Raw genomic sequence first — 11677 nt, forward strand, 5'->3', positions numbered from 1 at the left:
CGTTCCCCGGCCGACGGGCTCAGCGCGGCGGCGCGCTCGTAGGCCGCGGCCGCCGCGGCGTAACCGCTGCGGGCGTGGGCGCGGGTGGCGGTCTCCTCCAGCCGTCCCGCGACCTGCTCGTCGGCGGTGAGCGTGGCGGCGGCCAGGTGCCAGGCGCTGCGGTCGGCGTCGGCCGTGCCTTCCAGGACCTGGCTGAGGGTGTGGTGGATGGTCAGGCGCCGGGCCAGTGGTGTCCGCTGCCAGATGGCCGCCCGGACCAGCGGATGCCGGAACTCCAGCCGCGAGCCGTCGGCCGTCCGGATCAGACCGGCCGCGCCGATCTCTTCCAGGTGCTCGGGAGCGGAGCCCAGCACGCGCGCCGCCGCCAGCACGATCGCCGACTCGGCGGTGGCGTCGGCGGCGGCGACCTGGAGCAGGACGCGGGCCGCCGCCGACAGCCCGTCCACCTGGTGGGCGAAGGCTTCCTCCAGCCGTGAGGTGAGCGAGAGCTCCCCTTGGCTCTCGCCGGACTTCGGCAGCTCCAGGAGCGCCAGCGGGTTGCCGGCGGACTCGGCGAGGATGCGCCGCCGGAACTCCTCGGTCAGCGGGCGGGCGGTGGAGTCGAGCACCTCACCTGAGGCCGCCTCGTCCAGGCCCGCCAGCTCCAGCACCGTCAGGCCCGGCGCCGTGAACCCGGCGCGGGCGGCCAGCAGCATCGCCACCCCTTCGCCGGCCAGCCGCCTGGCCGCGATGACCAGCGCGTCCGCCGAGGCATGGTCGAGCCACTGCACGTCGTCGACCAGGCACAGCACGGGGCCGTCCTCCGCCAGCTCGGCGAGCAGCGACAGGACGGCCAGCCCGATCAGGAACCGGTCTCCCGTGCCGGCCGGGCCGAGCCCGAAGGCGCCGCGCAGCGCGGCGGCCTGCCGTTCGGGGATGCGGTCCAGACGGTCGAGCGCCGACCTGAACAGCAGGTGGAGCGAGGCGAACGGCAGTTCGGCCTCCGCCTCGATGCCGGTCGTCCGCAGGACCCGCAGATCGCCGGCCGCCGCGGCGTGATCCAGCAGGGCCGTCTTGCCGATGCCCGGCTCGCCGAGGAGGACCAGGGCGCCGCTGACACCCGTTCGGGCGTCGGCGAGCAACGTGTCAATGGTGCGCGTCTCGCGCGTTCGCCCCCGAAGCATGTGTCGCAGTATTACCTATGAGATGACTCATGCTGGCGTGTCGCCTGTTGCCTAACGTTGTGGACATGAAGCCCTTCAGTGTGAACATTGCCCAGGCCGACCTTGATGACCTGCACGAGCGGCTGCGCCGCACCCGGTGGACCGGGGAGATCGCGGGGCAGGGCTGGAGCAGGGGCGTGCCGCTCGACTACCTCAAGGGGCTGGCCGACTACTGGCTCAACGACTTCGACTGGCGGGTGGCCGAGGCCGAGTACAACAAGCACCCGCAGTTCGTCACCGAGATCGACGGGGAGGACATCCACTTCCTCCACCTGCGTTCCAGTTCGGAGGACGCGCTGCCGCTGCTGCTCCTGCACGACAATCCGGGCGGTGTGATCGGGTTCCTCGACGTCCTCGAACCGTTGTCGCGAGACTTCCACCTGGTCGTCCCCTCGTGCCCGGGGGTCGGCTTCTCCGGCTACCTCTCCTCGCCGGGCTGGACCGTCCCCCGTACGGCTGCCGCCTTCGCCGAGCTGATGTCCCGGCTCGGCTACGAGCGGTACGGCACGCAGGGCGGCGGCGGTGGCGCCAACCTGGGGCTGGAACTGGCCCGCCAGGTGCCGGAGCGGCTGGTGGGCGTGCACGTCAACGCCTTCGTCGCCTTCCCCTCCCCGGAGGAGAGCGAGTTCACCGCCGACGAGCAGCGACGCCTGGGCATCATGCAGAACTTCATGCAGGAGGGCCTCGGCTTCAACCAGATCATGTCCACCCGGCCGCAGACCATCTCCTACGGGCTGACCGACTCCCCGGTCGCGCAGCTCGCGTGGATCGTGGAGAAGTTCAAGGAGTGGACCGACTCGGCCGCCGAGCTGCCCGAGGACGCCTTCTCCCGTGACCGGATCCTGACCGACGTGAGCGTCATGTGGTTCACCGCCACCGCCGGCTCGGTGGCCAACCTCTACTACGAGATGGGCCACGACCCGGGCGCCTACGCGCCCAAGCCCCGGGTGACGGTTCCCACCGGGGTGCTGCTGGCCAGGGAGGACGTCACGATCCGCCGCTTCGCCGAGCGCGATGCCAACGTCGTGCGGTGGACCGAGCTGGCCGGGGGCGGGGCGTATCTGGCGCTGGAGTCGCCGGAACTGCTGGTGGAGGACGTGCGGGCCTTCTACGCCGACCTCACCACCGGGGAGTGACCTTCGCGGGCATCGTGCTCGGCACTCGGCCGGGCGCGGTGCCCGCGGCCTGGCCGGTAATACGTCACCGTCATGCCGGTGAATTAACAGCGAACCGCTCCGGACACGGAAAGCGACGTTACCGATCCATGAATGCTCGCGATTCGCCGTTCTGGTCGGAATTTTTGAGACCTTAGCGCATCGCGTTGCGAGTTGTCAGCCGAATGATTAAGCGCCCCGGAAGCCCGATCCGGTTCGGAACGGCCCCTCGCCGATCGAATTCCCGTTCGTTGTGTCAAGTGATCATCATGGCTTATGGTGTTCGGCGTCCGGCCGAAGATTTCATCGCCGAATACCACGGGGACCCCTCATATGTCACCTCAGCATTTATTTCGATCGCGCCGTTTCCTGGTCAACCGCCTGATCAGATGGGGCAGCGTCTCAGCCGCCGCGGCGCTCGTCGCCTCGGTCATGGTGGCCGGAGCGGACGCCCGGAACGGCCAGGCCGCCATCCAGAACGCCGCCCTGATGGCCATGACCAGCGGGAACACCGGGGTCGCCACGCCGACCGCGTCGCCCAGGCCGACCCGCAAGCGCAGGCCGACCCACAGGCCCACTCACAGTCCCACCGCCACCGCAAGGCCGACGAAGACGCCTACACCGACGAAAACGCCGACGCCGTCGTCCACCCCCACCAAGACCACGACACCGACCCCCACCAAGACGCCGACCGCGTCGCCGCCCCCTTCGAACGGCTCCGCCCTCACGGCGCGGCCCAACGACGGCTCGGGCTACTGGCCGGACTTCTCCAACACCGGCTACTCCCGCACCCCCGCGAACGCCGCCGGCCTGGGGCTGGGCGCCTATCCCGGCAAGCTCGCCGACTACGCGGCCGGCATGAGCGCCGACAAGCCGTTGCGGGTCGAGTACCCCGACAACAGCGTCATCTCCTTCAAGCGCTTCACCGCCTCGAAGGTGTACATCTACGGTGACAACCTGACGTTCGTGGGCTGCCTGTTCGAGGGCACGAACCCCAACGACAACCTGGTGCAGATCTACTCCGACACCACCATCAAGTTCCTGTACTCGACGTTCAAGCCCAGCTCCTACGCCACGCCTCCGGGCAACGACGGCAAGGTGTCGTCCGCGCACGCCAAGCCGGGCACGCCGTTCGACAAGTCGTGGCAGCTCATGACGACGATGAAGGAAGCCGTCGCCGTCATGGACCACAACGACATCTGGGGCAACGCCGGCCTGATCATGGTGACCGGGTTCCCCGGCCGGCCCTCGACGTGGACGAACAACTACATCCACGACATGGCCGACACCGCACGGGACGTCTACCACCATGACGGCATCGGTCCGCAGAGCGAGGGCAACGGCGGCCACATGATCGTCAACCACAACACCCTGGCGTCCCTGGGCAACACCAACGGCCTGGCGCTGCAGGGCAAGGGTGTCTATCAGGACGTCTCCGTCACGAACAACTACATCTCCGGATGGGGTTACGCCCTCAGCATCGGCACGGCCGACAACGCCAGGAACATCACCGTGACCGGGAACGTGTTCTCGGCCGAGCTCGACCAGCTGCACGGCTTCCTGTACGGCGGCATCTGGGGCGGCACGGCCCGCGGTTCCACCTGGCGCGACAACCGCGTCCAGGCGCGCACCGGCGACGGCAACCGCGGCTACACGCCGGCCGACAACGCCAAGTACCTGTGGCCGGCCGGCACCGCCAAGGCCACCGACTACACCGGCTGACCCACCGCGCCCGGCGCCCGTCCCTCGGCACCCGGCCGACGGGGACGGCGCCGGGCGCGTCCCGTCCTGCGGACCGGAACAGCTGGGGGCGGGGAGCCGGTTACCCGGCCGAGACAGTGACGTTTCCGGACCCCGTGGTCAGCGACAGCTTGCGCGGCGAGGAACTGTCCTTCTTGACGGAGACGTCGGCGTCACCGGAGGTCGTTCTGGCCCGCACGTCATAGGTCTCGTCGGGGACGGTGAGCACGACGTCGCCCGAGCCGACCGACACCTCGACGCCTTCCGGCGCGACCGCGTACTTCAGGTTGACCTGGCCGGATCCCTCCTTGACCAGGAGCTTCTTGCCGCCGAGGCCGTCGCCCTTGATGTCGCCGGAGCCGGCCTCAACGTCAAGAGGGCCGGTGAGCGACCTCAGCGTCAGGTCGCCCGACCCGGAGTTCAGCTTGACCTGCGTCCCCTTGGGGACCTCCACCTTGTACTCGACCCCGCAGGTGCCCCACGACTTCTGGCAGTCGTAGGAGACGGACAGCGTGTCGCCCTCCACCTTGTGCGCGGCCTGCGGCTTGTCGTTGCTCCAGTAGAGCCTCTCGGTCACGCTGACGTTCGTGGCGTCCGACTCGGTGACGGTCACGTCCCCGCTGCCGCTTCTGAGGTGAAGCCGCTGCACCTTCTCCTTGACCTGGTACGTGCTGGTCTCCTCGTTCTTCGGTTTGCCGATGGCGTCCAGGCCGCACCCGGTCAGGAGTACCGCGGAGGCCAGCAGGCCGCCCGCGATCGCAGTGATCTTCATGTCGTCCATCCTGTCCGGGATGCCGCCCGGCCTGCATCAGGGATGCCCCCGACGGGCCCCCGGGTTTGGACGCCCCCGTCCGTGCGCGGGGTCAGGGGCGTCCTCCGTCACTCGGGCCGGTGGAAGGCGATCTCGGGGTTGGCGGGGGAGGGGCCGTCCAGCAGGGGTTGCTTCCTGCCCTTGAGGTGCTGGTCGAAGAAGGCCGCGACGTAGACGCGGGTGAGCGCCGTCCCGCGTTCCGCGTCGATGGCGTCGGGGGACGACAGGCCGAGCTTGCTCTGCGCGAGGGCCAGGTCGGTGAAGGTGCTGTGCTCGGCGCGGGCGACGGTGAGCCAGCGCTTCCAGCCGTCCAGGACCTTCCAGGTCCTGTCCCAGGTGTCGTCCTTGCCGGGCGTGTGGTCGCGTTGGCTGCCCATGAGCAGGAAGGGACGCTTGCCGAGTCCGGTGGCGGGGAGGGTGGCGTCGACGGTTCCGTCCAGGTTGATCCCGGCCTTGACCCGCGGGTCGGTGAGCATGGTGGTGGAGGCGGTGTCGCCGCCGATCGAGTGGCCGGCCATGCCGATGCGCCTGGCGTCGATCAGGCCGGCGCGTTTCCAGGCGGGATGGCGGCCGGTCAGCCGGTCCAGGACGAAGGAGACGTCCTTGGCGCGGTTCCTGCTGATGGTGGCCTTGCCGCCCTCGGGAGGTCTGGGCTGGTCGCACAGGGGTGCGCAGGTGAGCAGCCCGACGCCGGGGAAGACGGTGCCGGAGGATTCGTAGGCGTGGTCGATCGAGGCGACGACGTACCCGCGGCTGGCCAGGTCCTCGGCCAGGGAGGTGAGGCCGGCACGGGGCAGGCCGAGTCCGGGCGAGAGCACCACCAGCGGGTGGCGGCCCTTCTCGGGCGGGGCGCCGGCGCGGGCGTGGGTGCGGATGCCGCTGATGACCTCGGCGGGCACGTCGGCGCCGGGGGCCTTGCGCCGCAGGAGGGACGCGGCCTCCTCCGTGCTCATGTAGGGGGCGGGCGGCCCGGAGACGGAACGGGCGGGGTAGTGGATGGAGAGCATGAGCCGACGCGGCCCCGAGGAGGGCACCCAGGGATCCTTGCGGCTCTGGTCGACCAGGTACAGGGTGTCGCGGCCGACCGGATCGGGGCCGGTGGGGCGGGGCAGTTCCAGCCGGAGGGTGGCCGGCGACGGGGACCCGGCGCCGGTTCGCGCGGCGGACGCGGTCGCCGTGGCACAGGTCGTGGCGGTCAGGGCCAGGCAGGCCGTCAGCGGGACGGTCAGCAGAGGCGAGATCATCGCATTCCTCTCAGTACGGTCAGACGTCGCGGCGATGCACGACGACGAGGGTCAGGACGGCGGCGGCCAGCGGCCAGGCCGCGAAGACGGCCCAGGAGCCGGTCACCGTGGGAAGGGCGGGGTCGTCGCGGAGCTGGGGCAGCCCCAGGCAGGTGCGCCAGACGTAGAACGGGACCAGGGCGTACAGGTCGTTGAGCCACTGGTGGACGGTCGGCCGGAAGAAGGTCGGCACGATGACCAGCACGCCGCAGACCGAGACCACCGCGCCCGCGGTGTGCCGCACCAGCGCGCCGATGCCCATGCCGACCAGCGCCGACACCGGCGCGAGCAGGGCGTTGGCGGCCAGGACGCGCAGCACGCCGGGGTCGCCCGGCCGGACGGCGACGCCGAGATCGGACAGGATGTCCTGGCTGACGCCGAACGTGGCCGCCGAGACCAGCGCGCCGGTCACCAGCGTGACGGCGCCCACGACGACGAGCTTGGCGGCCACGACCCGGTGGCGGGCCGGGACGGCGGCCAGGGTGGTGCGGATGAGGCCGGTGGCGTACTCGCCGACGATCGTCAGCGCGCCGACGGTGCCCGCGCCGATCATGAGCAGGGTGGCGGCCAGCCCGCTGAACGCCTCGCCCAGCGGATCGAACAGGGCCTTCTCCCGCGCCGTGAAGCCGGGCCAGCTGTGGTGGGCGTTCAGGCTGCTCTGGACGGCGAACGCGACGATGGCCAGCACGCCGAGGCCGACCAGCCACCGGGTGGAGCGGAGCGACCAGAGCTTGATCCATTCGGCGGCGAGCAGGTCGCGGAAGCGGGCGGGTTCCGTCAAGGCGCACCGGCCCCGTCCATGGCCCGGTAGTCGGCATGACGGGCGGTCAGCTCCATGAACGCCTGCTCCAGCGAGGCGGCGCGGGGGGCGAGTTCCCGCAGCAGGATGCGCCGCTCGTAGGCGAGTTCGCCGACGCGGGCGGCGGTCAGTCCCGTGACGGTCAGGGCGTCGCCGTCGTCCTGTCGCACGTGGGCGCCGGCCTGGGTGAGGACGGCGGCCAGTTCGGCGGGGTCGGGCGTGCGCACGATGACGCCCGCGCCGGTGCCGCGGGCGGCGAACTCGGCCACGCTCTCGTCGGCGATCAGCTCGCCGCGCCCGATGACGACGAGCCGGTCGGCGGTGTGTTCCATCTCGCTCATCAGGTGGCTGGAGACGAGCACCGTGCGTCCCTCGCCGGCCAGGCGGCGGAACAGGCCGCGCACCCAGCGCACCCCCTCGGGGTCCAGGCCGTTGACCGGTTCGTCGAACAGCAGCACCGGCGGGTCGCCCAGCAGCGCGGCGGCGATGCCGAGCCGCTGGCGCATCCCCAGCGAGAACCCGCCCACCCGGCGGCGCGCAGCGCTCTCCAGGCCCACGTCCCGCAGCACCTCGCCCACCCGGCGGCGCGGCAGGCCGTTGCCGGCGGCCAGCGCGCCCAGGTGGGCGGCGGCGGTGCGCCCGCCGTGCACGTCGCCGGCGTCCAGCAGCGCGCCGGCATGCCGCAGCCCGGCGCGGTGCCGGGCGAAGGGGCGTCCCTCGACGGTGGCGCTGCCGCTGGTGGGGCGGTTCAGGCCGAGGATCATCCGCATCGTGGTGCTCTTGCCGGCCCCGTTGGGGCCGAGGAACCCGGTGACGCAGCCCGGTCGCACGGTGAAGGTCAGGCTGTTGACGGCCGTCACCTCGCCGTAGCGCTTGGTCAGTTCGTTGACTTCGATCACCCGGCCAACGTTGTCGCAGGCAGGGCGGGCGGGACATCTGGCCGCGGGCCGGTTCACGCGCGAGCGGGGTGGCCCACGGGCCTATGCCCGTAGGCCGATGCCCGCGGTGTCCATGGATGACTACGATCGTCCGGGTGCGCGAAGAAACGCCCAGGCCACCCCTGACGCAGCGGCTGCCGCACGGTGTGCGTACGGCGCTCGCCTGGTGCGCGGTCGTGGCGTCCCTGCCGCTGCTGTACGTCGTGACGCTGACCGACGGCGAGGACCCGCTGCCGGCGGACGCGGTCCATGCGGGAGTCGCCGTCGCGATGGCGCTTCCGCTGGTCTGGGCACGTCGGCGGCCAGGTGTGGTGCTGGCGGTGCTGCTGGCCGAACTGCTCGTGGCCATGGCGGCGGCGCAGCCCGTCGAGCGGGTCTGGCCGCTGCTGCCGGCGGCCGACCTGCTGGTCTGCGTCGTCACGGCCACCCGCGCGCGCCGTACCGGGCTGGTGGCGGCGGCCGTCGCATTGACCGTCCAGGAGGCGGCCTGGCACGCGGCCCTGCTGGGTCAGGGGCTGCGCCTGCTCGCGCCGGGCTTCCTCGCGCTGTCGGTCCTGCTCGGCCTGGGCGTCGTGATCGCCTGGACGGCGGGGACGGTCCTGCGGCAACGACGCGAGTACGGTGCCGCGCTGCGCGCGCAGGCCGAGCTCCAGGCGGTGACCGCCGACCGGTTGCGCATCGCGCGTGAGCTGCACGACATGGTCGCGCACAGCATCGGCGTGATCGCCATCCAGGCCGGGGCCGGGGCCCGGGTGCTCGACACCCGCCCGGAGCAGGCCCGCGACGCCCTCGGCGCGATCGAGACCGCCAGCCGGCAGACTCTGCAGGGGCTACGGCACATGCTCGGCCTGCTGCGCGAGCACCCCGCCGCCGCGGAGCCGCCCCCCGGGTCGGGGCTGGCCGACCTCGACCGGCTGGCCGAGACGACCGCGGCCGCCGGACTCCGCGTGGACGTGCGCCGCCGGGGCCGCCCGCGCCCGCTGCCCCCGGCGGTGGACCGGTGCGCCTTCCGCATCGTCCAGGAGTCGTTGACCAACGTCATCCGCCACGCCGACGCCCGTCACTGCCGGGTCGTCCTCGACCACACGCCGGGCGAGCTGCGCATCGACATCACCGACGACGGCCGCGCCACCGCCCCGGCGGGGCCCGGCGGCGGGTACGGGATCGCCGGCATGCGCGAAAGAGCCGCCCTGCTCGACGGACGCCTCAGCGCCGGGCCACGCCCGGAGGGCGGCTTCCGCGTCACCGCCACCCTGCCGCTGCCCGGTCCCGCCTCGGCGCGGGAGTCCGGACGGAACGCCCCTGTGGAGGCACGTTGACCATCCGCGTCCTGCTCGCCGACGACCAGCCGCTCATCCGCGCCGGCCTGCGCATGGTCATCGACACCGCGCCCGGCATCGAGGTCGTGGGGGAGGCCGGGACGGGGGCCCAGGCCGTCCAGCTCACCCGGCGGTCGCGGCCCGACGTGGTCGTCATGGACATCCGCATGCCCGGCACGGACGGCATCGAGGCCACCCAGATCATCACCGCCGAGACCCCGGCCATCCGCGTGATCATGCTCACCACGTTCGACGACGACGCCAACGTCCACGCCTCCCTGCGGGCCGGGGCCAGCGGCTTCCTGGTCAAGGACATGGCCTTGGAGGACATCCTGTCCGCGGTCCACGTCGTGGCCGCCGGGGACGCGCTGATCGCGCCCGGCGTCACCCGCCGGCTCATCGCCGAGTTCGCCGGGCGTCCCGAGCCTCGCCCGCGCGAGCTCCCCGGGGTCACGGCCCGGGAACGCGAGGTGCTGACGCTGGCCGGGCGCGGCCTGTCCAACGCCGAGATCGCCGCGAGTCTGCACATCAGCCCCGGCACCGCCAAGGCCCACATCGCCAGCCTGCTCTCCAAGCTCGGGGCCCGCGACCGCGTCCAGCTCGTCATCGCCGCCTACGACGCCGGCCTGGTGTCCCCGGCCCCATGAGGACAGGGCCGATCAGCGTCCCTTGCGCATGTAGGCGCGCAGCGACAGCGGGACGAACACCACCAGCAGCGCGCCCGACCAGAGCAGGACGGCGGCCACCGGATGCGCGAGCGGCCACGTCATGTCCGCGGACACGACGCCCGGGTTGCCGAACAGCTGCCGGATGGCGGCGGTGAGCGCGCTGATCGGGTTCCAGTCGGCGACGAACCGCAGCCAGGCGGGCATGCCGCCGGTCGGGACGAACGCGTTGGACAACATCGTGACCGGCAGGAACAGCGGCACCATCGCCTCGGCGATCCGCTCGTCCTTCACCGCCAGACCCAGGTAGACCCCGACCCAGCCCAGCGCGTAGCGCAGCAGCATGATCAGCGCGAACGCCTCGGCGGTGGGGAGCGGGCCGCGGTGCGGCTGCCAGCCCACCAGCAGTCCCGTGACCACCATGGCCGCCAGTAACGGCACGCCGATCAGGGAGTCGGCGCCGGTGTGCCCGAACGGCACCGCCAGCCGCGCCATCGGCATGGAGCGGAAGCGGTCCATCACGCCGCGGGAGCCGTCGGCGGCCATCCGGCCCATGACCCCCTGCGCGGCGGTGAAGGTCACCATCGCGAACAGGCCGGGCATGAGGTACTCGCGGTAGTCGCCGCCGCCCGGCACCTGGATGGCGCTGCCCAGGACGTAACCGAACAGCACCACCATGATGACCGGGAAGACCAGCGCGGCGACGATCTGCCCGGGCTCCTGGCGCAGCCGGCTCAGCTCGCGGCCGACCAGGGTCAGCCCGTCGGTGAACGTCCAGCGCAGGCGGCCCATCGGTGAGGTGAGGGCGGTCATCGAACGGTCTCCTTGCGGTCGGTGAGGCGCAGGAACACCTCGTCGAGGGTGGGGTGGCGCAGGCTCACGTCGGCGGCGGCGACCCCGGCGTGGTCGAGGTCGCGCACGACGTCGGCGAGTCGGAGGCGGCCGCCGGGCAGGGCGACGCTGAGCCGGTCGGCCCCCGTCGTGGTGGGATCGGTGCCGGTGAGGGCGTTCAGCACGGTCATCGCCGCGGGCAGCGCGGCGGGGTCTTCGAGGACGACGTCGAGGCGGTCGCCGATCGTGGCCTTCAGCTCGTCGGGGGTGCCCGTGGCGATCACCCGTCCGTGGTCGACGACGGCGATGTCGTCGGCCAGCCGGTCGGCCTCGTCGAGGTACTGCGTGGTGAGCAGCACCGTGGTGCCGTCGGCCACCAGCTCGCGGACGCTGTCCCAGATCTCGCCGCGGCTGCGCGGGTCCAGGCCGGTGGTCGGCTCGTCCAGGAAGAGCACCTCGGGGCGCAGGATGAGGCTGGTGATCAGGTCGAGGCGGCGCCGCATGCCGCCGGAGTAGCCGGCGACCTGGCGATCGGCGGCGTCCACCAGGCCGAAGCGTTCGAGCAGCTCGTCGGCCCGCCGGTGCGCGTCGCGCCGGGACAGGTGGGACAGACGCGCGAACAGGCGCAGGTTGCCGCGGCCGGTGAGCTTCTCGTCCACCGCGGCGTACTGGCCCGCGAGCCCGATTTTGGCGCGCACCTGGTCGGGCTCGCGGACGACGTCGTGCCCGGCGACGCGGGCGTGCCCGGCGTCGGGATCGGACAGGGTCGCCAGGATGCGAACGGCGGTCGTCTTCCCTGCGCCGTTGGGCCCCAGCAGGCCGCAGACCGTTCCCGCCGGGACGCTCAGGTCCAGGCCGCGCAGGGCATGGGTGTCGCCGAAGGACTTGTGCAGTCCATCGGCGACCACCAACGGGAAAAGCAAGAAACCCACCAC

11 protein-coding genes are annotated in these 11677 nt (G+C 72.1%); 4 read left to right on the forward strand and 7 right to left on the reverse strand.

The window, feature by feature from the left end; genetic code table 11:
• On the reverse strand, positions 1–1163 hold a 1163-nt coding region (locus ABZ815_RS48750; RefSeq protein ID WP_357709159.1), incomplete at its 3' end, for an AAA family ATPase.
• A gap of 65 nt (positions 1164–1228) precedes the next feature.
• On the opposite strand from ABZ815_RS48750, the gene ABZ815_RS48755 reads away from it, so the two are divergent.
• Both ABZ815_RS48755 and ABZ815_RS48760 read left to right on the forward strand, forming a co-directional pair.
• On the forward strand, positions 1229–2338 hold the full coding sequence (locus ABZ815_RS48755) for an epoxide hydrolase family protein (protein ID WP_357709162.1): 1110 nt from the start codon (positions 1229–1231) through the stop codon (positions 2336–2338).
• 351 nt (positions 2339–2689) lie between these two features.
• Entirely contained in the window at positions 2690–4078 is a 1389-nt protein-coding gene (locus ABZ815_RS48760) for a hypothetical protein (RefSeq protein ID WP_357709165.1), read from the forward strand.
• Positions 4079–4178: 100 nt separating this feature from the next.
• On the opposite strand, the gene ABZ815_RS48765 is transcribed toward ABZ815_RS48760, so the two are convergent.
• The 4 genes from ABZ815_RS48765 to ABZ815_RS48780 all read right to left on the reverse strand — a co-directional run bounded on the left by ABZ815_RS48765 (position 4179) and on the right by ABZ815_RS48780 (position 7888).
• A complete protein-coding gene (locus tag ABZ815_RS48765) occupies positions 4179–4868 on the reverse strand; it encodes a DUF4097 family beta strand repeat-containing protein (protein WP_357709168.1) in 690 nt (229 codons plus the stop codon).
• Positions 4869–4975: 107 nt separating this feature from the next.
• Entirely contained in the window at positions 4976–6151 is a 1176-nt protein-coding gene (locus ABZ815_RS48770; RefSeq protein ID WP_357709171.1) for an alpha/beta hydrolase, read from the reverse strand.
• Positions 6152–6170: 19 nt separating this feature from the next.
• On the reverse strand, positions 6171–6971 hold the full coding sequence (locus tag ABZ815_RS48775; RefSeq protein WP_357709174.1) for a hypothetical protein: 801 nt from the start codon (positions 6969–6971) through the stop codon (positions 6171–6173).
• On the reverse strand, positions 6968–7888 hold the full coding sequence (locus tag ABZ815_RS48780) for an ATP-binding cassette domain-containing protein (protein ID WP_357709177.1): 921 nt from the start codon (positions 7886–7888) through the stop codon (positions 6968–6970). Before ABZ815_RS48780 ends, ABZ815_RS48775 begins: the two co-directional genes overlap by 4 nt.
• A 116-nt stretch (positions 7889–8004) precedes the next feature.
• Between ABZ815_RS48780 and ABZ815_RS48785 the strand changes: the two genes are divergently transcribed.
• Both ABZ815_RS48785 and ABZ815_RS48790 read left to right on the forward strand, forming a co-directional pair.
• Positions 8005–9246 carry a histidine kinase gene (locus ABZ815_RS48785; protein ID WP_357709180.1) on the forward strand — a complete coding sequence of 414 codons (1242 nt, stop codon included), beginning with the start codon at positions 8005–8007 and terminating at the stop codon, positions 9244–9246.
• Positions 9243–9893 carry a response regulator transcription factor gene (locus ABZ815_RS48790; RefSeq protein ID WP_357709183.1) on the forward strand — a complete coding sequence of 217 codons (651 nt, stop codon included), beginning with the start codon at positions 9243–9245 and terminating at the stop codon, positions 9891–9893. Before ABZ815_RS48785 ends, ABZ815_RS48790 begins: the two co-directional genes overlap by 4 nt.
• Before the next feature lie 12 nt (positions 9894–9905).
• Here ABZ815_RS48790 and ABZ815_RS48795 read toward each other — a convergent pair whose 3' ends face one another.
• Together ABZ815_RS48795 and ABZ815_RS48800 are read right to left on the reverse strand one after the other, a co-directional pair.
• Positions 9906–10724, reverse strand: coding sequence for an ABC transporter permease (locus ABZ815_RS48795; RefSeq protein WP_357709186.1), 819 nt, complete (start codon positions 10722–10724; stop codon positions 9906–9908).
• Positions 10721–11665: an ATP-binding cassette domain-containing protein gene (locus ABZ815_RS48800; protein ID WP_357709276.1), complete on the reverse strand. Its 945-nt coding sequence runs from the start codon at positions 11663–11665 to the stop codon at positions 10721–10723. Before ABZ815_RS48800 ends, ABZ815_RS48795 begins: the two co-directional genes overlap by 4 nt.
• Between the last annotated feature and the right edge of the window lie 12 nt (positions 11666–11677).

It is taken from the genome of Nonomuraea sp. NPDC047529, assembly GCF_040642995.1.
Classification (GTDB): domain Bacteria; phylum Actinomycetota; class Actinomycetes; order Streptosporangiales; family Streptosporangiaceae; genus Nonomuraea.